This is a genomic window from Methylocystis sp. MJC1 (assembly GCF_026427715.1).
Taxonomy (GTDB): Bacteria; Pseudomonadota; Alphaproteobacteria; order Rhizobiales; family Beijerinckiaceae; genus Methylocystis.
This window is the reverse complement of record NZ_CP107558.1, coordinates 31,663-52,233: the sequence shown is the minus strand read 5'-3', so window position 1 is coordinate 52,233 and position 20,571 is coordinate 31,663. Positions and strand designations below refer to the sequence as shown.

Annotated in this window: 16 protein-coding genes and 1 pseudogene; 9 read left to right on the top strand and 8 right to left on the bottom strand. The window is 64.0% G+C overall.

All coding sequences use genetic code 11. The features are described 5' to 3' along the window. Positions 1–163: 163 nt before the first annotated feature. Complete coding sequence (locus OGR47_RS00285; RefSeq protein ID WP_165049577.1) at positions 164–526, top strand: TIGR02300 family protein; 363 nt, start codon at positions 164–166, stop codon at positions 524–526. A gap of 94 nt (positions 527–620) precedes the next feature. Here the strand turns inward: OGR47_RS00285 and OGR47_RS00280 are convergent, their stop codons facing one another. Further along, entirely contained in the window at positions 621–1,028 is a 408-nt protein-coding gene (locus tag OGR47_RS00280; protein ID WP_165049575.1) for a MucR family transcriptional regulator, read from the bottom strand. A 380-nt stretch (positions 1,029–1,408) separates the two neighbouring features. Here OGR47_RS00280 and OGR47_RS00275 point away from each other — a divergent pair, with 380 nt between their 5' ends. After that, a complete protein-coding gene (locus tag OGR47_RS00275) occupies positions 1,409–2,395 on the top strand; it encodes an MDR family oxidoreductase (RefSeq protein ID WP_165049572.1) in 987 nt (328 codons plus the stop codon). A 159-nt stretch (positions 2,396–2,554) separates the two neighbouring features. Beyond that, positions 2,555–3,022 (top strand): transcription elongation factor GreA, encoded by a 468-nt coding sequence (greA, locus tag OGR47_RS00270; protein WP_165049570.1) that lies wholly within the window; start codon positions 2,555–2,557, stop codon positions 3,020–3,022. 52 nt (positions 3,023–3,074) lie between these two features. Here the strand turns inward: greA and OGR47_RS00265 are convergent, their stop codons facing one another. Beyond that, positions 3,075–3,884, bottom strand: coding sequence for an AAA family ATPase (locus OGR47_RS00265; RefSeq protein WP_165049568.1), 810 nt, complete (start codon positions 3,882–3,884; stop codon positions 3,075–3,077). Positions 3,885–4,075: 191 nt separating this feature from the next. Here OGR47_RS00265 and OGR47_RS00260 point away from each other — a divergent pair, with 191 nt between their 5' ends. From OGR47_RS00260 to OGR47_RS00235, 6 genes are all read left to right on the top strand, one after another. Next, complete coding sequence (locus tag OGR47_RS00260; protein ID WP_165049566.1) at positions 4,076–5,386, top strand: replication-associated recombination protein A; 1,311 nt, start codon at positions 4,076–4,078, stop codon at positions 5,384–5,386. Positions 5,387–5,594: 208 nt separating this feature from the next. Next, positions 5,595–6,503 carry an outer membrane protein gene (locus tag OGR47_RS00255; protein WP_165049564.1) on the top strand — a complete coding sequence of 303 codons (909 nt, stop codon included), beginning with the start codon at positions 5,595–5,597 and terminating at the stop codon, positions 6,501–6,503. Positions 6,504–6,749: 246 nt separating this feature from the next. Beyond that, positions 6,750–7,943 carry an efflux RND transporter periplasmic adaptor subunit gene (locus tag OGR47_RS00250; protein WP_165049562.1) on the top strand — a complete coding sequence of 398 codons (1,194 nt, stop codon included), beginning with the start codon at positions 6,750–6,752 and terminating at the stop codon, positions 7,941–7,943. Between the two features lie 12 nt (positions 7,944–7,955). After that, on the top strand, positions 7,956–11,174 hold the full coding sequence (locus OGR47_RS00245) for an efflux RND transporter permease subunit (RefSeq protein ID WP_165049560.1): 3,219 nt from the start codon (positions 7,956–7,958) through the stop codon (positions 11,172–11,174). Further along, a complete protein-coding gene (locus OGR47_RS00240; protein WP_165049558.1) occupies positions 11,171–12,583 on the top strand; it encodes a TolC family outer membrane protein in 1,413 nt (470 codons plus the stop codon). The genes OGR47_RS00245 and OGR47_RS00240 overlap by 4 nt, the downstream gene beginning before the upstream one ends. 80 nt (positions 12,584–12,663) lie before the next feature. After that, the gene (locus tag OGR47_RS00235) at positions 12,664–13,158 is read left to right on the top strand and encodes a hypothetical protein (protein ID WP_165049556.1); all 495 of its coding nucleotides are present in this window, start codon (positions 12,664–12,666) and stop codon (positions 13,156–13,158) included. A 74-nt stretch (positions 13,159–13,232) separates the two neighbouring features. On the opposite strand, the gene OGR47_RS00230 is transcribed toward OGR47_RS00235, so the two are convergent. From OGR47_RS00230 to OGR47_RS00210, 6 genes and pseudogenes are all read right to left on the bottom strand, one after another. Beyond that, a complete protein-coding gene (locus tag OGR47_RS00230; protein WP_165049554.1) occupies positions 13,233–13,472 on the bottom strand; it encodes a hypothetical protein in 240 nt (79 codons plus the stop codon). Between the two features lie 346 nt (positions 13,473–13,818). Next, entirely contained in the window at positions 13,819–14,052 is a 234-nt protein-coding gene (locus tag OGR47_RS00225; RefSeq protein ID WP_165049552.1) for a hypothetical protein, read from the bottom strand. A 165-nt stretch (positions 14,053–14,217) separates the two neighbouring features. Then, on the bottom strand, positions 14,218–16,929 hold the full coding sequence (acnA, locus tag OGR47_RS00220; protein ID WP_206527396.1) for an aconitate hydratase AcnA: 2,712 nt from the start codon (positions 16,927–16,929) through the stop codon (positions 14,218–14,220). Positions 16,930–17,018: 89 nt separating this feature from the next. After that, a complete protein-coding gene (locus tag OGR47_RS00215; protein ID WP_416374449.1) occupies positions 17,019–18,464 on the bottom strand; it encodes an MDR family MFS transporter in 1,446 nt (481 codons plus the stop codon). A 173-nt stretch (positions 18,465–18,637) separates the two neighbouring features. Further along, positions 18,638–19,042: an HRDC domain-containing protein gene (locus tag OGR47_RS21760; protein WP_323809340.1), complete on the bottom strand. Its 405-nt coding sequence runs from the start codon at positions 19,040–19,042 to the stop codon at positions 18,638–18,640. A 41-nt stretch (positions 19,043–19,083) separates the two neighbouring features. After that, positions 19,084–20,226 (bottom strand): annotated as a pseudogene (locus OGR47_RS00210) (RecQ family ATP-dependent DNA helicase); the annotation flags it as partial. Between the last annotated feature and the right edge of the window lie 345 nt (positions 20,227–20,571).

The following is a 20,571-nucleotide window of genomic DNA, read 5'->3' as shown; positions in this document are numbered from 1 at the left end:
TCTATGCCAAGCCGCGCGTCGCTTTGCAACGGCGAATCGGTCGAGCGAGCTGCGTGCATTTATCTATTTGACAGCGGCGCCGGAGCCCACTAACCCGAGCGCCCGATGGTCAATCAACAGGCGGGCGTTCCAACGCTGCCCCTTTCGTAAGGATCAACGAACCGTGGCCAAACCGGAACTCGGCGCCAAGCGTCAATGCCAGTCCTGCGCAACGAAATTCTACGACCTCAACAAGGATCCGATCGTCTGCCCTAAGTGCGGGACGATCTTCCAGCTCACCGCGCTTTCGCGCGCCCCCGGCCGCGTGGAGGAGGAAGAGAGCGAGGTCGAGAAGGAGGGCGTGGAGACCGTGTCGCTCGACGAGGTCGAGGAGAGCGAGAATGCGGCTGAGACGCTGGACGTCGACGAAGACGTCGAGATCGACGATGCTGGAGACGACGATACGTTCCTCGAAGCGGAAGAGGGCGAGGACGATGACGTCACCGGCCTTATCGACGGCGACATCGAGACCGACGACGAGGGGTAAGCGTCGCTTACCTTTTCTGGGCGGCCGATCGAATAGTCAGCAAAAAACCCGCGGCCGTGCGCCGCGGGTTTTTTATGTCTGACGGATGCGTCGGTTATTTGCCGCGACGGCGGCGCTGCTGGCCCAAGCCCATCTCTTTGGCGAGATTGGAGCGCGCCTTGGCGTAATTGGGCGCGACCATCGGATAATCGGCCGGCAGGCCCCATTTATCGCGATATTCCTCCGGCGAGAGGCCGTATTGCGTGCGCAGATGGCGTTTCAACGATTTGAACTTCTTACCGTCTTCCAGGCAGATGATGTAGTCGTTCGTCACCGAGCGCTTGGGGGCGATGGCGGGTTTCGGCGGCTCGGCCGGGGCGGGGGCTACGTTGGAGCCGACGCGCAGCAAAGCGTTATATACTTCGCTTATCAGCTGAGGCAGATCGGCAGCAGGCACCGAATTGTTGCTGACGTAGGCCGACACGATGTCGGCGGCGAGTTCGATACTGTTGGGCAGGTTCATTGGGGGCGCCTATTGCGTCTCGTGGGGGCCCGAGAGGTGTTGGGGCGTCTTCTCTCTCGGGAAGCGCGTCGCCGCATCGAAATAGCTCGGACAAAACCTATTATGCGACGGGCTTTATCGAACAGGCGAAGACTAGACCTGAATTTATACCCTTTATCCCGGTTCAGCAAGAATTATCCCCCATTAAATTTAGGTCATCTCATTCGCGTCAAATGTTTCTCTTTCGTGCATGGCGCAGCGAGGCGGAGGCCGGCAGCATCACAAAGTCTTAAGCCCGCCTGTGCGACGAACAGGCAAAAATCGGCCTAGATGAGGGTATTCAGGGCGGATATTGATCAGTAACGCAACGCCTCGCCTGTCTGACTCGACTTGGAGCCGCAATGTCCACCTTCAGGGCCTTACGAATTGACGCCAATTCGGGCGCCCACAGCGCCGATTATGTGGAGATGGCGGAGGACGAACTCATGCCGGGAGACGTCGATCTCGCGGTGCTCTACTCGGCGATCAACTACAAGGACGGCCTGGCGGTGACCGGAAAAGCCCCGGTGGTTCGCCGCTTTCCAATGATTCCGGGCGTCGATCTCGCCGGACGGGTCACCCGATCGACGCATGAAGGCTTTGCGTCGGGGGACCTCGTCGTCGCCACGGGCTGTGGCCTGGGCGAGGCGCATTTTGGCGGCTTCTCGCAGAAGGCCAGGGTCCCGGGCGATTGGCTGGTCAAGCTCCCAGAATCACTGACCCCGGCGCGCGCCATGGCGATCGGCACGGCAGGGATCACAGCGATGTTCTGTCTTCTGGCGCTCGAGCGGCATGGGCTTTCGCCCGCCGACGGGACGGCCGTTGTTTCCGGCGCCTCGGGGGGCGTGGGCTCCTTCGCTGTCGCCCTGCTCGCGCGCGCCGGCTGGCGCGTCGCCGCCATCACCGGGCGTCCCGCCGAGGCTGATTATCTGAAATCGATCGGCGCGGCTGAAATATGCACGCGGGAGGCGTTTTCTTCGCCTGGCAAAGCATTGCAAAAGCAGCGCTTCGCCGTTGGCGTCGACACGGTCGGCGGGACCACGCTTGCAAATATCCTTGCGCAGACCCAGTTCGACGGCGCGATCGCTGCCTGCGGCAATGTCGGCGGCATGGATCTGCCCGCAAGCGTCGCCCCTTTCATACTGCGCGGCGTGGCGCTTCTCGGCGTCGAGAGCGTCCGGCCAAGAATAAATTTGCGCCGCGAAGCCTGGGTGCGGCTCGCGGCAGACCTCGACACCGCGATGATCGACGCCATGTGTGAGATTATCCCCTTCGATCAGGCGCTGGAGAGGGCGCGCTCGATCGTGGAGGGAAAGATACGCGGGCGGGTTGTCATCGAGATGCCCTGAGCGTCGCTTCGGCTAATTGTCGCAGCGCCGCTGGCGCGCATCGACTTTCGCCTTCGCGTCGATTCTAATCGGCTTCGGCCCGTTCGAGCGCCCCTCTATGCAGAAAGCGCTTTAGGCCGTTCGGCTTTTCTTGCCCTAGGGGCGCCAAAGGTAGGACGCATGAGTTCGGCATTCACCAAAGAACAGGACGACGACAACCCGCGCGAGGACCTGCCCGATCGTCCTCTCAGCCCCCATCGCAATCTGGTGACGCCGGAAGGGTTGCAGCAGATCGACGACGCCATGACGCACCTTCTGGCCGCTCTCGAAAAGGCAACCGCGGCCGGCGACAATCATGCGATCGCGCTTGCCCAGCGCGATTTACGCTATTGGCGGGCGCGCCGCGCAAGCGCCGAGATCGTGCCGCGGATCACCGACCATTCGCATGTGCGCTTCGGCCACCGCGTGGTGGTGGCGCTGGCGAACGGGGAACGGCGGACGTTCCGCCTTGTCGGCGAAGACGAGGCCGATCCGGCGAAGGGCCTGCTACCCTATGTCGCGCCGCTGGCGCAGGCCTTGATGGGCAAGTCCGTCGGCGACGCGGTCGAAGTCAGCCACCAGAGCGCCGAGATCGAGGAGATTTCATAGAAAAAGCCGCGCATCCCTGCGCGGCTCGATCTCCATTCACGCGCTTAATGGTTCAGGCAGCCTTGCGCGCGGCCTTTCTGGCGGGCGTCTTGGCTTCCTGCGCGGGCGACTTCTCGGCGACGGCGGCCGCTTTTTGAGGGGCCTCCGGCTTGGCGACGGCGGCCTTCGGCGCGGGCGACGTTTTTGGGGCCGAGGCGGGTTTTTCGGTCGCGGCCTTTTCAGCTGCGGGCTTCGACGACGCGCGTTTCAGACGGCGCTTGATCGAGCTCCAGAGTTCCTTCATTTCCTGAGCGGCGACGCCGTCCGGATTGTATTCCGCGACGCCCAGACCCAGCCGCGCGGCTTCCTGGTAATCGACGCGCGAGGAAACGAGCGGCGCGAGCAGGCCGCCCATCGCCTGCAGCGCTCTTGCGCCGAGTTCGACGCGCGCACTCTGCTGCGATGGCGGACATTGGTTGAGCAGGAAGGCGTAGTCGCAACCTTCCTCCTTCACCTGCGCGCGGGTTTTTTCGCTGGCCCAGAGATCGAAAGCATTTGGTCGGGCGGGAATGATGCAGAGCTCCGCCGCGCGCACGGCCGCAAGCGTCTGTTCGCCGTCATGGCCGGGCGCGTCGATGATGACCAGGGTTACGCCCTTCTTCTCCAGCGCGGAAATCGCCTTGGCGAGCTTGCCTGCCGGAACGTGCTCGACGCCGATATCGGAGGCTTCGCGCGCGCTCGCCCATTTGACGAGCGTCTGCAGCGGATCCAGATCGAAGACGAAGACGCGCTCGCCAGCCGCGCGCGCTGCGACGGCGACGCTGCTCGCGAGGGTGCTCTTGCCCGCGCCGCCCTTTTGCGTAACGAAAGCTATTGTCCTCATTCTTTGGTTCCGTCTTAGCGTTTGCTCGGCGCCGGAAGGCTTCATGCGAAACAAGTCAATTATCGGCAGCACCCAAGCCTATGCGGCCGAATCATTTACTTGCTTGCAGGGTAATCTTTGGTTAACGCGCCGTCGAGGCGCCAATTGATTGACGCCGACATAAGTAAAAAAGCTCCATCATCCGAGATCCGATGCCCGACCTCTTCGAAAACGCCAAACTCGACGAAAGCGCGCCGCGCCCCTTGGCCGACCGTCTGCGCCCGACCCGTCTCGAAGACGTTGTCGGACAAGATCACCTGCTCGGGCCTGACGGCGCGCTCACCCGGCTCGTGCGCGGCGGCTCGCTCGGCTCGCTTATTCTTTGGGGGCCGCCCGGCTCCGGCAAGACAACGGTCGCGCGGCTGCTCGCGCATGAAACCAAGCTCGCCTTCGTGCAGATTTCGGCGATCTTCTCCGGCGTCGCCGATCTCAAGAAAACATTCGAGGCTGCGCGCGCGCGCCGCGCCACGGGGCAAGGCACGCTGCTGTTCGTTGACGAGATACATCGTTTCAACCGCGCCCAACAGGATAGTTTTCTGCCCGTGATGGAAGACGGCACGATCACTTTGATCGGCGCGACCACGGAGAATCCGTCTTTCGAGCTCAACGCCGCTTTGCTCTCACGCGCGCGTGTCATGACCTTCAAATCGCTCGACGCTGCGGCGATCGAAAAACTGCTAGCGCGCGCCGAAGAGACGGAAGGCAAGAAGCTGCCGCTCGACGCCGACGCCCGCGAGGCGTTGATCGCCATGGCCGATGGCGACGGCCGCGCCGCACTCACTCTGTCGGAAGAAATCTGGCGCGCGGCGCGCGCGGGCGAAATCTTCGACCGCGCCGCGCTCGCGGAGGTCGTTCAGCGCCGGGCGCCCATCTACGACAAGGCGCAGGAGGGCCATTACAATCTCATCAGCGCGCTGCACAAATGCGTGCGCGGCTCGGACCCGGACGCGGCGCTCTATTACTTTGCGCGCATGCTGGATGCGGGCGAAGACCCGCTCTTTCTCGCCCGGCGCATCGTGCGCATGGCCGTCGAGGACATCGGCCTCGCCGATCCGCAGGCGCTCGTGATCGCCAACGCCGCAAAGGACGCTTACGACTTTCTAGGCTCCCCGGAAGGCGAGCTCGCTCTGGCGCAGGCGGTGATCTATGTGGCGACCGCCCCCAAATCCAACGCCGGCTATGTCGCCTATAAAAAGGCGCGCCGCCTCGCGCAGGAGAAGGGCTCGCTCATGCCCCCCAAGACCATCCTCAACGCGCCGACCAAGATGATGCGCGAGGAAGGCTATGGCGAGGGCTATGAATATGACCATGATTCGCCGGACGCCTTCTCCGGGCAGAGCTACTGGCCCGAGGCGCTCGGGCGCCAGCGGCTCTACCAGCCGGTCGAACGCGGCTTCGAGCGGGAGCTGGCCAAGCGCCTCGATTATTGGGAGCGGCTGCGGCGCGAACGCAACGCCAAATAACTGGCCAAAGACCTGCCAAATGACCGCAGCAATGCGCGATTCTGTTGCGCAATTGTCACGCATGCCGGCAAACAGGATGCACAAGGCTTGTTCAGGTCGCCTTTCGATTGACCGGCCACAAGGTCAGCCGTAAGTCTAACCGTGACGGCGCGGAGGTCGCTTCAGGCGACAGAAGCCCAAGAATTCGATATCTAAAAAGGGGTCGATTATGGCCAAGTTTACTGTCGCCGCCGGCGTTGCGCTGGCTCTCGTCGCCGGCTCCGCTCTGGCGGCCGATCTCCCGTCCCGCAAGGCTCCCCCGCCGGTCTTCGTTCCCCCGGCTCCGTCCTTCACCTGGAACGGCCTCTATGGCGGCGTGAACATCGGCTATGGCTTTGGCGCTGGCTCCAATGCGACGGGCGGCTTCATCTATCCGTCGCCGTCGGCTGCTCCGGGCTTCGCCGCCGCGTGGAACTCTCCGCAGAATCTGAACGGCGTCACGGGCGGCGGTCAGATCGGCTACAACTTCCAGTTCTCGCCGTGGCTCGTTGTCGGCGCCGAAGCTGACATTCAGGCGGCCGACATCAACAGCCAGTCGAACGTGGTCGGCGCGACGACCAGCCCTTCGACCGTTTTCGCGGCTACTCGGGCCGGCGGCCCCATTCTGCATAGCGCCTTCGTGAACTCCGCGAAGAGCGTCGATTGGTGGGGCACGGTTCGTGGCCGCATCGGCGTGACGCTGCCGTCCTGGCCGAATCTGTTGGTCTACGGCACGGGCGGCTTCGCCTATGGCCAGGTGGATCAGACCGTCTCGGTCGCCGACATCTTCCTGACCGGCCCTGTTGGCGGCGCCGTGATCGGCCGCGCCAAGTCGTTCGGCACCAAGACCGGCTGGACCGCCGGTGGCGGCGTCGAGTGGTCGCCGCTCGCTTTCCCGGCTTGGTCGCTGAAGGTGGAATATCTCTACACCGACCTCGGCTCGACCAATGTGCTGATCCCGGGCGTGCTCACGACCTTCGTGGTTCCCGGCTGGGCTGGCACGCACAGCTCGCCGACCCAGTTCCACACGGTTCGCGCCGGCCTGAACTGGCACTTCAACCCCTTCGCCGCTCCGGCGCCGGTTCTGGCGAAGTTCTAAGGCTCTCGCCAGCTTAGACGATTACGAAGCCCGGCCCTTTCGGCCGGGCTTTTTCTTTTTATTACAAATAGGTCATATGACGCGCGCGGCATGGACACGCTTCACCGCGGGGTATAGCAAAGGCCGCCGGAACTCATAGGGGATAAGCCCCGCTCGTATCGTGTCGCTCTTGGCCTGGGGGTCTCACGGGTGCTAACCCTGTTCAAAGGACTTTGGCGCGACGCGCCCCGGAGCCCCATCGCAGAAATGCCCCGCAAAGCGCCCCTCATTCTCGCAATCATTGCGAGCCTCGCTATTGGCGCGGCTCTCCCGGGCCTTTTCGCAAAGATGCGCGGGAGTGCGCCCGCCGACTCCGGCGTGCAGCAGACGGCAAGTCCCGCCGCCGCACCCGAGGGGCTGATCAAGCTTTCGCCCGAGCAGATCGACGCCGCCAAGATCAGCGTCGCCAAGGCGGGCCCCGGCGTAATCAAGCGCCAGATTACCGTGCCGGCTTCAGTGAAGCCCGATCCCGATCATCTCGCCCGCGTCGCCGCCAAAGTCTCCGGCGTCGTCGCCGAAATGCGCAAGAAGCTCGGCGACGAGGTCGCGAAGAACGAGACGATCGCCATTATCGATTCGCGCGAAGTCGCCGACGCCAAGAGCGAATATCTCGCCGCGCTCGCCAATTACGAGCTGCAGTCCCAGCTCTTCCAGCGCGAGAAGGGCCTCTTCGAAAAGAAGATCACCGCCGAGCAGCTGTTCCTGAAGGCCAAGGCGTCTTTCACGGAAGCAAAGCTCCGCCTCGATCTCTCGCGCGGCAAGCTCGCTGCCCTCGACCTCTCCGAAAGCGAGATTACGGCGCTCGCCAATCAGCCTATCGCCCGCCTGCGCGAGAAGGAGATTCGCGCGCCGATCAAGGGCCGCGTCATCGAGCGCTTGACCAATCTCGGCCAGCCAGTGACGCCGGAAAGCCAGATCTATGTGTTGGCCGATCTTTCCGAGGTGGAAGCGGAGCTCGCCGTCCCGGTCGCCAATCTCGCCAGCGTGCGCGTCGGCCAGCCGGTGGTGGTCAAGGGGACGGATGGGCGCGCTTTCGAAGGCGCCGTGCGCGTCATCAACGCGATTATCACCCCCGAGACGCGCACCGGCCATGTGGTCGCCACCTTCAAAAACCCCGATTACGCAATTCATCCTGGCGTCTTGCTCAACGCCGAGATTGCGCTCGAACAGAGCCCCGCCAAGGTCGTCGTCCCGCGCGCCGCGGTGCAGCTCATCCACAATGAGCCGACGGTCTTCGTGCGCGTGAAGGACGGCTTCGAAAAGCGCGTCGTCGAACTCGGCGACGGCGACGAGCGTTCGGTGGAGATCGTGAAGGGTCTTTCGCCCGGCGAGACGATCGCGGTCGAAAACAGCTTCGTGTTGAAGGCCGAAGCTGGCAAAAGCGAAATTCCCCAGGAGTGACGTCGTAAGACCATGATGCAGCGGATCATCGCCTTTTCGGTCCATAGCCGCTGGCTGGTTGTCCTTCTGGTCGCGCTGGTCGGCGCCTTTGGCGCTTTCGCGCTCGTGCATCTGCCGATCGACGCCGTTCCCGACATCACCAATAACCAGGTGCAGATCAACGCCCGCGCGCCCGCGCTCTCCGCTTTCGAGATGGAGAAGCAGGTCACCTATCCGATCGAGAATGCGCTCGCGGGCATTCCAGGCCTCGACTATACGCGCTCGCTCTCGCGTAACGGCTTTGCGCAAGTGACGGCGGTTTTTTCCGACGGCGTCGATATTTTTTTCGCGCGCCAGCAGGTGAATGAACGCGTCGCCCAGGCGCGCGAGGATTTTCCGCCGCAGATCGAATTGCGCATGGGCCCGATCGCAACCGGCCTTTCCGAGATCTACATGTGGACCGTGCGCTACGCGGAGCCGCACAAGCTCGCCAATGCGGGCGAGCCCGGCTGGCAGCGTGACGGCGCCTATCTGACGCCGGAAGGCGCCATGCTGCGCACGGACGTCGCGCAGGAGTCTTATCTGCGCACCGTGCAGGACTGGATCATCCGCCCGCAATTGCGCACGGTGCCGGGCGTCGCCGGCGTCGACTCGCTCGGCGGCTTCATGCGGCAATATCATGTGCAGCCGGACCCTGCGAAGCTGATGTCGCTGGGCCTCTCCTTCGGTGATCTTGCGGCGACGATCCAGAAGAACAACGTCAGCCGCGGCGCCGGCTATGTCGAGCGCAATGGCGAGGGCCTAGTCGTGCGCAGCGGCGGCCGGCTCGAGACTGTCGAAGATATCGCCAATGTCGTCGCCACGACCCGTAACGGCGTGCCCGTGCGCGTGGGCCAGATCGCGAGCGTCGCCATCGGCAAAGAGCTGCGCACCGGCAGCGCCAGCATGAATGGCGAAGAGGTCGTCATCGGCACTGCGCTGATGCTGATCGGCGCCAATAGCCGCACCGTTTCGGCCGCAGTCGATCAGAAGGTGAAGGCGGTCGCCAAATCCCTGCCGCCGGGGATCGAGATCAAGACGGTCCTGAACCGCACGCTGCTGGTCGATGCGACCATCAAGACTGTCGCCAAGAATCTTATGGAGGGCGCCGGACTCGTCATCCTCGTGCTCTTCGTCATGCTCGGCAACTTCCGCGCGGCGGTGGTGACGGCGACGGTCATCCCCGTGACCATGCTGATGCTGGCGATCGGCATGTATATCGGCAAAATCAGCGCCAATCTGATGAGCCTCGGCGCCCTCGACTTCGGCCTCATCGCCGACGGCGCCATCATCGTCGCAGAGAACAGCCTGCGCCGCCTCTCCGAGCGGCAGCATATGGCGGGGCGCGCGCTCACCACCGAGGAACGCCTCGAGACGGTCATCGATTCGGCCGTCGAGATGCGGCGGCCCACCGTCTATGGCCAATCGATCATCATCCTCGTCTATCTGCCGATCCTCAGCTTCTCGGGCGTCGAAGGGAAGATGTTCCATCCGATGGCGATGACCGTCATCATCGCGTTGTTGTCCGAGTTCCTTCTCTCCCTCACCTTTTTCCCCGCGATGATCGCGCTGTTCGTCTCGGGCGCGAGCGAAGAGCATGACAACGTGATCGTGTCGGCGCTCAAGCGCTCCTATGAGCCGGCCTTGCGTTGGGCGATGGAAGCGCCGGTGAAGGTGATGGCGATCGGCGTCGCCTCCTTCCTCTTCGCCGTGCTTCTCTATCTGAACCTCGGGCAGGAGTTCATCCCGAAGCTCGACGAGAAGAATCTCGCCATGCAGGCGAATCGCATTCCGAGCACTTCGCTCACGCAGTCGCAGGCGATGCAGATCGACGTCGAGAACGCCATTCGCAAGCTGCCGCAGGTCGATTACGTCTTCTCCAAGACCGGCACGGCCGAGGTCGCGACCGACCCCATGCCGCCGAATCTGACCGACACTTTCATCATGCTGAAGCCGGAAGATCAGTGGCCCGATCCGCATCTTCCCAAGGACAGACTGATCGACGACATCTCGGCCGAGATCTCGAAGCTTCCCGGCAACGCCTATGAATTTTCGCAGCCCATCCAGCTGCGCTTCAACGAACTTCTCGCGGGCGTGCGCGGCGACGTAGCGGTGAAAGTCTTCGGCGAGGATTTCGACGCCATGCTGAAGGCGGCCAATCAGATCGCCGCCATCCTGCGCGCCACGCCGGGCGCAACCGACGTGAAGGTCGAGCAGGTGACCGGCCTGCCGGTGCTCGACATCAAGGTCGATAAGAACGCCATTGCGCGCTACGGCCTGTCGCTCGGCGCCGTGCAGGACACGATCGGCGCGGCGATCGGCGGCGAGCCGGCCGGCATGATCTTCGAAGGCGACCGCCGTTTCCCGATCTTCGTGCGCCTGCGCGACAATCTGCGCGAGGACGCTAGCGCTTTGGAGACGATCCCGGTCTCCTTGCCGCCCGATGCGCAGGGGCGCATCTCGACCATTCAGCTCAAGCAGGTCGCAAGCTTTTCCACCGTCGACGGGCAGAACCAGATCTCTCGCGAAAACGGCAAGCGGCGCGTCGTCGTCAGCGCGAATGTGCGCGGACGCGACATCGCCTCGGTCGTGAACGAAGCGCGCGCCAAGGTCGACGCGAAGGTGCAGATCCCTGCGGGCTATTGGATCGAATGGGGCGGCCAGTTCGAAAATCTCGCGGCGGCACGGGCGCGGCTCATGATTGTCGTGCCGGTCTGCTTCTTCATGATCTTCCTGCTGCTGTTTTCGGCGCTGGGCTCGGCGCGCGACGCGCTACTCGTGTTCTCGGCCGTGCCCCTTGCATTGTCTGGCGGCGTGCTCGCTCTGTGGCTACGCGGCATGCCCATGTCCGTCTCGGCGGCTGTGGGCTTTATCGCGCTTTCCGGCGTCGCCGTGCTCAACGGCCTCGTCATGCGCACCTATATTCACCAGCTCATGGTGAGCGGGATGGCTGAGCGCGCGGCGATCTTCAAAGGCGCCATGACGCGTCTGCGTCCCGTGACGATGACGGCGCTCGTCGCCTCGCTTGGCTTCGTGCCCATGGCGCTTGCCACCTCGACGGGCGCCGAAGTGCAGCGGCCGATCGCCACCGTCGTCATCGGCGGGCTCATCAGCGCGACGGTGCTCACGCTGATCGTGCTGCCCGCGCTTTACGCCTTCTTCGGCGAGAGCAAAGCCTCGCTCGCCGCCGCGCGCGAAAGAGAGGTCGTGTGAGACACGCGCGCCGCGCCCTTCTCATTGCGCTCTGTTTGACAGCGTCGACGGCGTGGGCCGAGACGCTCGATGGCGCCTTGCTGCGCGCTTACAACAATAGCCCTGTGTTGAACTCCGGTCGCGCCGGCGTGCGCGCCCTCGACGAGAAAGTGCCGCAGGCGCGCTCGGGCCTACGCCCGCGCGCCAATGCAAGTCTTTATCTCGGCAAACAGGAGAATCGCGCCGTCACGCGGCAGATCGACGAGGATCTTGTCGACCCGGCCTTCACCCGCGTCCAGACCAAAAGCATTCAGACAGGGGGCAGCATGCCCCGCTCGGCGAGCCTCACGGTCGAGCAGCCCGTCTTCGACGGCTTCAAGACGCACAACGCCACACGCATGGCGGAGACGAACGTCTTCGCCGGACGCGCGCGCCTGCGCCTGACGGAGCAGCGCGTGCTGTTCAATGCGGCCGCGGCCTATATGAACGTGCTGCGCGACACGGCGGCGCTGAAACTACAGGAAAACAATGTCTCGGTCCTCGCCGAGCAATTGCGCCAGACGAAGGAGCGCTACAACTACGGCCAGATTACGCTGACCGACGTCGCGCAGGCCGAGGCGCGGCTTGCCGCCGGGCGGTCACTCGTCGGCCAGGCGCGCGCGGCGCTCGAGGCGAGCATCGGCGTCTATCGCCAGACGATCGGCGTCGAGCCGAAGACACTATCCCCCGGTGCCGCCATCGACCGCCTGATCCCCAAAACCCGCGAAGAGGTCGAACGCATCGCCCTTGCCGAGCATCCGGTCATTCTCGCCGCTCTGCACGACGCCGACGCGGCCGATATCGACATCAAGGTGATCGAGGCGGATTTCATGCCGAGATTCTCGATCGTCGGCAATGTCTTCACCCAGACGGATATTTCGGGCGTCTATAATCGCAATATCGGCGCGTCGATCGGCGGGCGCCTCAATGTGCCCATCTACGAAGGCGGGCTAACTTTCTCGCAGGTTCGGGAAGCAAAAGAGACCGCGGGGCAGCGCCGGCTCGACGTCGATGTCGCGCGCGCCGACGTCATCGCGCTGGTGCGCGCCAATTGGGGCGCCTTGCAAGCGGCGAAAACGCAGATCGCCGCCGCGCAAACGCAGATCGCCGCGGCCGAGCGCGCGCTCTATGGCGTGCGCGAGGAGGCCAAGGCCGGCCAGCGCACAACGCTCGACATTCTCAATGCGCAGCAGGAATTGCTCAACGCGCGCATCAATCTGGTCTTCGCGCAGCGCGAACGCGTGGTCGCCTCTTACGCTGTGCTCGCCGCCATGGGCAGGCTTTCGACCGAGACTCTCGCCCTCGGCGAGTGGCAATACGACCCAGCGGTTCATTTCGAGCAGGTGAAGGACTCCTGGGTCGGGACCGCCACGCCCGACGCGGGGCGTTGAAGACATTTCATACAAAGCGTTTTACTCTGCGGCCAATCGCCGTTCTTATTGCGGCGCAACAAAAGAAGAGGAAACGCTATATGCGAGGCGCTTATCTGAAATTTTTCGCCAGAGGTTTTGCGCTTGCGCTCGTCGCGGCGCCCATGGCCGCCGGTCCGGCGGCGGCGATCTGCTGGCTCGGCTGCGGAGACCCGACGGAGGCCCACGCCCGGAAAATTTTTGAAAATCTTCTCCCGCAGCGTTTCGACAAGCCCGGCAAGATCCTCGACTTCAAGCAGACCATGGCCGAGGCGCTCGAAATGCACGCGACCGGCGAGAAGGGCTATGAAATTTTCTTCAACGCGAAAGTGCAGTTTCCGGAAGGCGCCAATCTGGACTGCAAGTCCGACGACGCCGGCAAGGTCAAGGACGGCTGCTCGCCCAGCAAGCACTATGTGACGGCGCCGCGCAACTCCGATCCCAAGGGCCGGCAATATGTGGCCCCGGGTGAGACGGTCGTTTTCGACGAGGAATATCGCTTCTACGAAGACTCGAACGGCTGGAAGGGCCCGGACGGCAACGTCTATCGGCAGTAAGCAAAAAATATGGGCGCGCAATTACTGCGCGCCCTGAGCTTCGGCCTCTCATCACTCGATGAGGCGAAACGATCTTACTTCAGCAGGTCCGAATTCTGCGGGCAGCCGGCCTTCTCATTGCAGGCCTTGAAGTTGGCGCGAAGCTCTTCTTTATTGGCGCCGTAGTTCTGGGCGCGGGCAAGATATTCGTCGTAGCACTTCGACGCGGCCGCGGCCTGCTTGTCCTCGTCGGCCTTATGCGTATCGCAATCAGCGAAAGCCGGGGTCATCATGCTGGCAAACAGGGCCGCCGCAACAAAGGCGAATTTGTTCATTTTGACGCTTCCTCTTCTCATATTTACTCGGCTGTGCTCGCTTGCGCTGGCGTAGAACCCTCCCGCCGACAGTAACGGCCCCTCATAACGCGCAAAGCGGGCGGACGATGGGGGAAGATTGGCCCAGTGTCAATCACACGTCATTGATATGACTGTGACGAGGGGGCGCTCGGCAGGCTGCCGAGCCAGCTCTTTCACATTCTTAAAGATTGAATCGAAAAGGTTATCCCAAAAGGACGCCACTCCGCTCGGGGGCGTCGCCGCGGGCTAAAAATTTTGAGATTCCCGGCAAGAAGGGCGCGCTTTTCGCGCGCCCTCGCATATTCTTCAGGTTCAAGCCAAAAGCTCAGAGCCCCTTCGAGTTCTGCGGGCAGCCGCACTTCTCGTCGCAGGCCTTCTTGTCGGACTTGACTTTAGACATATCGGCCGTCCAGCCCTGCTGATCCTTCAGATACTGGTCCTCGCACTTGGAGGCGCAGACAGCCTGGTCATCTTCCGCATGGGTATCGCAGCTGGCGAAGGCCGGAGCGGTCATCGCCGCAAAGATAGCGATGGCCGTGGCAATGGAGAATTTCTTCATCCTGAGCGTTCCTCTATCTTCCTATTTTATTTTTTGCTTCTTGCGCCGCACTTCGAACCGCGCCGCCATTTGAATGGCGGCACGCGAGCTGTCACGCTCGAGCGTCACGAAGATGTCGCAAGAAAAACGCGCCGTCAATAATAGTGAAGGCTTTCGACAGCTCTTTTACGAGGCGAGTTGTCGCAGCACGTAAGGCAGAATGCCCCCGTTTTTGAAGTATTCCAATTCGTCGAACGTATCGATCCGCAAGAGGAGCGGGGCGGACACGACCTTGCCATCGGGGAAGGTGATCTCGGCGGCCAGCGTTTGGCGGGGCGCAAGTCCTTTTTCGAGCCCGCGAATAGCCACGGTCTCCTCGCCGGTCAGGCCGAGCGACGCCCAGCTCGTTCCAGGCTCGAAGGTCAGCGGCAGCACGCCCATGCCGACGAGATTGGAGCGGTGGATGCGCTCGAAGCTCTGCGCGATCACGGCGCGCACGCCGAGCAGCGCCGTGCCCTTCGCCGCCCAGTCGCGCGACGAGCCATTGCCATATTCGGCGCCGGCGAAGACGACGAGCGGCGCGCCGTCCTTCTGGTAGCGCATGGCGGCGTCGTAGATCGAAAGCGTTTCGCCGCCGGGATAGTATTTGGTGAGGCCGCCCTCGGGCACGACGCCATGGGCGTCCTTCATCATGTTGTTCTTAATGCGGATATTGGCGAAGGTGCCGCGCATCATGACTTCATGGTTGCCGCGCCGCGTCCCGTATTGGTTGAAGTCCTTCTGCGCCACGCCATTGTCCATCAGCCATTTGCCCGCGGGCGAGGCGGCCTTGATGGAGCCGGCCGGGGAAATATGGTCGGTGGTGATCTTGTCGCCGAAGAGCGCGAGGATGCGCGCGCCGACGATATCGGTGACGGGCTTGGGCTGCTTGGCGAGGCCAACGAAATAGGGCGGGTTGCGGACGTAGGTGGATTTGTCGTCCCAGCCGTAGGTTTCGCCGGCGGGGGCCGCCACGGCGCGCCAATGTTCGTCGCCCGCGAAGACATTGGCGTAAGTCTCGCGGAAGAGGTCGCGCGTGACGTTGTCGCGGATGAAGGAGTCGATCTCGGCGCTCGACGGCCAAATATCGCGCAAGTAAACCGGCTGGCCGTCCGAGCCCTGACCCAGCGGCTCCTTCGTCAGATCGGTGGCGACCGTGCCCGCGAGCGCGAAAGCGACGACGAGCGGCGGCGAAGCGAGATAATTCGCCTGCACGTCGGGGTTCACGCGGCCCTCGAAATTGCGGTTGCCGGAGAGCACCGAGGCCGCGACGAGGTCATGGGCGTTGACGGTCTTCGAGACCGGAGCCGGCAGCGGCCCGGAATTGCCGATGCAGGTCGTGCAGCCGAAGCCCACGAGATTGAAGCCCAGCTCGTCGAGCGACTTCTGCAGGCCGGAGTTGGCAAGATATTGCCCGACCACTTGGCTTCCGGGCGCGAGCGAGGTCTTCACCCAGGGCTTCACCTTTAGGCCCTTGGCAACGGCGTTGCGCGCCAGAAGCCCTGCGCCGATCAGCACGCTCGGGTTCGAGGTATTGGTGCAGGAGGTGATGGCGGCGATGACGACGTCGCCATGGCCGAGGTCGTAATTCGTCCCCTCGACCTTGTAGCGCGGCCCGAGCCCGCCGTCCTTCTTATATTCGCCGGCGAGCGCGGTCTCAAAGGCCTTGCCGATCTCCTCCAGCGGCACACGGCCTTCCGGGCGCTTGGGGCCTGCGAGCGACGGCGCGACCTCGGCGAGGTCGAGGGACAGGGTGTCGGTGAATTCCGGATCGGGTGAATTCGCGCTGCGCAGCATGCCCTGCGCCAGCGTATAGGCCTCGATCAGCGCGATGCGCTCGGCGGCGCGGCCGGACATATTGAGATAGGCGAGCGTCTCGGCGTCGACGGGGAAGAAGCCGCAGGTCGCGCCATATTCCGGCGCCATATTGGCGATGGTCGCGCGGTCGGCGAGCGACAAATGGTTGAGGCCCTCGCCATAGAATTCGACGAATTTGCCGACGACGCCCTTTTTGCGCAGCATCTGCGTGACGGTGAGCACCACGTCGGTCGCAGTGACGCCTTCCTTGGGCGCGCCGGTCAACTTGAAGCCGATCACCTCGGGCGCGAGCATGGAGAGCGGCTGGCCGAGCATGGCGGCCTCCGCCTCGATGCCGCCGACGCCCCAGCCGAGCACCGCAAGGCCGTTGACCATGGTCGTGTGCGAATCGGTGCCGACGAGCGTATCGGGATAGGCGACCTCGACGGCCGCACCATCGGCTTTCTCCGTGCGGGTCCAGACCGTCTGCGCGAGATATTCGAGATTGACCTGATGGCAGATGCCGGTGCCCGGCGGCACGACGCGGAAATTATGGAAGGCCGACTGGCCCCATTTCAGGAAGCGGTAACGCTCGCCGTTGCGCTCATATTCGAGCTCGACATTCTGCTCGAAGGCCTTGGGCGTCCCGAACTCGTCGACGATGACCGAATGGTCGATCACGAGATCGACCGGCACGAGCGGATTGATCTTCTGCGGGTCGCCGCCGAGCGCAACAAAAGCGTCGCGCATCGCCGCGAGATCGACCACTGCGGGCACGCCGGTGAAATCCTGCATGAGCACGCGGGCCGGCGAAAAGGCGATCTCGCGCTCGGTCTTGCCCTTCTCGGTCAGCCATTTAGCGAAGGAGTGGATCGTGTCCTTGGTGATCCAGCGCCCGTCCTCGTTGCGCAGCAGATTTTCGAGAACGACCTTGAGCGAATAGGGGAGCTTGGAGACCCCTTCGAGCCCGTTCGCCTCCGCCGCTCTCAGCGAGAAATAATCATAGGTTTTATCCCCCACGACGAGCTTTTGGCGGGATTTGAAACTGTCGAGCGAAGTCATGGGCAGTCCTTGCAGACGTAAAGGCGAACGTCGCCTTCATAGAAAATTCCATGCCATTGGCACAAGCGGCCGACGGCAGATTACATAGGTCAGTGTCGCCGCTCGCCACGCAGGGGACGTGCTTCCATCCGCGCCATGAAGGCGAAGGAGAAGCCCATGCAGACGGCCAGCGCAGCGAAGACGAGCTTGAAGCTCGCGGCGAGCCGCGCCGCTTCCTCGGGCGAGAGCCTGGCTTCCGCGATGTAATCGGCCCGCCCGCCGCCCAGCGCCAGCGCGCCGAAAAGCGCGACGATGAGCGCCGCGGCGAGCTGGCGGAAGAACTGCATCGTCGCCGTGGCGGTGCCCAGATCGCGCGAATCTACGGCGTTCTGCACCGAGACGGTCGCAATCGGCAGCATTGTCCCCACGCCCAGGGAGGCGATGGTGAGCAAGCTGTCGAGCACGATAAGCGAGGCGCTCTCGACTTTCCAGGCGGCGAGCGCGGCGGCGAGCGCGCCCGCCCCGAGCCCCAGCAAAGGGATGAACTTATAGTGATCGACTACGGCCATCAGCCGGCCGGAGATCGTCGCGCCGACAACCGTGGCGGCCATCATCGGAATGAGCGCCAGGCCGGAGTCGTGCGCGCTCAGGCCCGCCGCGACCTCGAAGTAGATCGGCATGACGACCGAGAGCCCGATGGAGGCGCCGAGCCCGAAGGAGCTCGAAATGGTGGCGTTGCGCACGATCGAGAGGCTCAAGATCCGCATGGGGATCAAAGGCTCTTGCGCGACGCGCGTGCGCCAGGCGAAAGCGCTCCAGGACAGGGCCGAAAACGCAAGCAGGCCGAAGATCGGCGCCGAGGCCCAAGGGTAGCGTGTCCCGCCCCAGCCGAGGGCGAGCACCATTGAGCCGGACGCCAGCGTCAGAAGCGCAGCGCCGATGTAATCGATGCGATGCGGATGGCGTCGCTCGGGCAGGCGCTTCAGTCCGGAATTGACCATGGCGAGCGCGGCGAGGCCGAGCGGCAGATTGATCCAGAAGATCAGCGACCAGTGCAAATATTGCGCAAAATAGCCGCCGAGCGCCGGCCCGGCGGTGCTGGCGACGACGAAGACGGCGGCGAGATAGGTCTGGTAACGCCCGCGCTCGCGGGGGGAGACGAGATCGGCGATGACGGTCTGGGCGAGCGCGATCAATCCGCCGCCGCCCATGCCCTGAACGAGACGCGCCAGCGCGAGCGCCGTCATGCTCGGGGCAAGCGCGCAGGCGACCGAGCCGAGGACAAAGGTCGCAACGCCGGCCAGCAGCATGATCCGCCTGCCATAGACGTCGGCGAATTTGCCGTAGAGCGGCGTCACGACGATCGAGGCGACGAGATAGGCTGTGACGATCCAGGGCAGATTCTCGGGTTCGCCGAGGTCGGCGCCGATCGTCGGCATCGCGGTGACGACAATGGTCCCGTCCAGCGCCGACAGCAGCATGGCGAGGCCGAGCCCGACCATGATCGGCCGCATTTCTGCGGCTGGGGGCGGCGGGGAATCGTCGATTGCGAGCATGGAAGCGTCCTTGGGCGGAAGCTCGTCATAGCCCGTTGCGCCGCAGCATGGAACCGGCTGCGTTTCAGGCGCTTTCATTCCGGACGGGCTCGGAATCCAGGGACCGCACTAAGTCTGGAATGTTGCTCTGGATTCCCGCTTTCGCGGGAATGACGTGGCGGCCCGCGCGCGGCTCACCCCTCGGCATTCGCCTTCTCGATGACGCCCAGAAAAGCGCCCGGCTCCTCGACGCCTTGAAACAGCGGGTCGTCGATTCGGCGCGGCCGCGCTGTAGCGAGGGCGGCAAGGGCCTCGTCGCTGGCGATGCGACGGGGGGCGAGGCGGCGCTTTTTGGCGATTTTGCCTCGTTCGGCCTGTAGCGCGCGCTGAGCCGCGTCTGCGCAACCGTGAGCGCTTTGGCGTGGGGCGCGGTTGGTTCGAAAAGGGCCTCTTGGAGGGCCGAGGGCGACGGCGACGGCTCGTCGATTTCCTCGCCTGAGAAATGCGCGAGCCGGCTCGCCGCCGCGACTTGAATGTGAAGCGCCAAAGCGCTCGCCCGACCCGGCCAGGCCAACGGGCCGCCCCGGCAATGATCGCATCGGCCGCAAGGCGAGCTTTTTTCCCCGAATTCCACAAGCAGCGTCTGGAAACGGCAGCGGGGCGTCACACAGAGCCGCGCCATGGATTGGCGGCGGGCATAATCCCCCACCGCTTCTTCGTTTTCAGGGGCGACCTGCGGCGTCCGCCAGCGCGACGCCAGTTCGCGCGGATCGAACAGCGCAAGGGCGCGCGCCGGCGCCCCATCGCGCCCGGCGCGGCCGATTTCCTGATAGTAGCCCTCGATCGACGTAGGCAGATCGGCGTGAATCACAAAGCGCACGTCTGGCTTATCCACGCCCATGCCGAAGGCGATGGTCGCGACCATGACAACGCCCCTGCGAGCGAAAAACGCGTCCTGATGCGCGTCGCGCGTATAGCCGTCGAGACCGGCGTGATAGGGCAAAGCGTCGAGCCCGAGCGCGGCGAGGTCGGCGGCGAGCGCATCCGCCTTGCGGCGCGAATTGCAATAGACGATCCCGCTTTCCCCGCCCCGCCCGATGAAGCGCAGGATCTGGCGCAGCTCCGCGCGCTTGCGCCGGAAAGAGAGGGCGAGGTTGGGCCGGGCGAAAGAACGAATAAAGACATCCGGCTCCCGGGCAAAAAGACTGCGTTTGATGTCCGCGCGCGTGCGCGGCCCGGCGGTGGCGGTGACGGCGAGCACCGGCGCGCCGAGCTTCTTGGCGATTTCGCCGAGCCCGCGATAGTCCGGGCGGAAGTCGTGCCCCCAATGCGAGACGCAATGCGCTTCGTCCACCGCGAAAAGCCGGATGCGGTTTTTGCGCAGCAAATTCTGCGTCGCCTCCTGGGCCAGCCGCTCCGGCGCGGCGTAGAGAAGCCTGGCCCGCCCGGTCGAGACGGCATCGAGGGCGGCGATCGCCTCGGCGTCATCCTGGGCGGAATGGAGGGCGACGGCGGGAATGTCTCTGGCGCCCAGCGCCCGCAACTGGTCGCGCATCAGCGCGATGAGCGGCGAGGCGACGACGACCAAGCCCGGCCCCGCCGCCGCGGGCAACTGATAAAGCAAGGATTTGCCGGAGCCTGTCGGCATGACCGCGAGAGCGTCGCGCCCGGCGAGAACGGCCTCGATCACTTCCTCTTGGCCCGGAAGGAAATCCGGAAAGCCAAAAATGCTGCGCAGCAATTGGCGCGCGTCGACGTCGCCTTGCTGCGCAAAAACCGGCATCTAACGCTGCCCGAGGAGAGCCGAGGCGATCGCCCGCCACTCCTCCTCTAGCGGACAATCCTGCGGCGGGACGCCCGCGCGCATACCAGTAGCGTGCATTCGAAAGGTCGCCTTCCTTGCGGTGGAGATAGGCATGGACTCGCATGCCGTCGGCGTCGTCGGCGTCGGCGACGCATTTATGCGCGCCGTCCCAGTCGCCGCGCGCGTCGAGCCACAAGGCGCGCAAGGGGGCGGGCAGCGCAGGCGGCTCAGCGGCGCCCAAAGAGGCGACGAAGGACGAGAGCGAAAAGCTCATCGGCAACTCCTATCGCGGTTTGCCCCCTCCCCAACCCTCCCCCGCTGGCG

Bases quoted from the DNA above. Each gene is read 5' to 3' on its own strand.
- OGR47_RS00280 (WP_165049575.1), bottom strand. From the start codon at position 1,028: ATGAACCTGCCCAACAGTATCGAACTCGCCGCCGACATCGTGTCGGCC.
- OGR47_RS00275 (WP_165049572.1), top strand. From the start codon at position 1,409: ATGTCCACCTTCAGGGCCTTACGAATTGACGCCAATTCGGGCGCCCAC.
- greA (WP_165049570.1), top strand. From the start codon at position 2,555: ATGAGTTCGGCATTCACCAAAGAACAGGACGACGACAACCCGCGCGAG.
- OGR47_RS00265 (WP_165049568.1), bottom strand. From the start codon at position 3,884: ATGAGGACAATAGCTTTCGTTACGCAAAAGGGCGGCGCGGGCAAGAGC.
- OGR47_RS00260 (WP_165049566.1), top strand. From the start codon at position 4,076: ATGCCCGACCTCTTCGAAAACGCCAAACTCGACGAAAGCGCGCCGCGC.
- OGR47_RS00255 (WP_165049564.1), top strand. From the start codon at position 5,595: ATGGCCAAGTTTACTGTCGCCGCCGGCGTTGCGCTGGCTCTCGTCGCC.
- OGR47_RS00250 (WP_165049562.1), top strand. From the start codon at position 6,750: ATGCCCCGCAAAGCGCCCCTCATTCTCGCAATCATTGCGAGCCTCGCT.
- OGR47_RS00245 (WP_165049560.1), top strand. From the start codon at position 7,956: ATGATGCAGCGGATCATCGCCTTTTCGGTCCATAGCCGCTGGCTGGTT.
- OGR47_RS00235 (WP_165049556.1), top strand. From the start codon at position 12,664: ATGCGAGGCGCTTATCTGAAATTTTTCGCCAGAGGTTTTGCGCTTGCG.
- OGR47_RS00230 (WP_165049554.1), bottom strand. From the start codon at position 13,472: ATGAACAAATTCGCCTTTGTTGCGGCGGCCCTGTTTGCCAGCATGATG.
- OGR47_RS00225 (WP_165049552.1), bottom strand. From the start codon at position 14,052: ATGAAGAAATTCTCCATTGCCACGGCCATCGCTATCTTTGCGGCGATG.
- acnA (WP_206527396.1), bottom strand. From the start codon at position 16,929: ATGACTTCGCTCGACAGTTTCAAATCCCGCCAAAAGCTCGTCGTGGGG.
- OGR47_RS00215 (WP_416374449.1), bottom strand. From the start codon at position 18,464: ATGCTCGCAATCGACGATTCCCCGCCGCCCCCAGCCGCAGAAATGCGG.
- OGR47_RS21760 (WP_323809340.1), bottom strand. From the start codon at position 19,042: ATGCGATCATTGCCGGGGCGGCCCGTTGGCCTGGCCGGGTCGGGCGAG.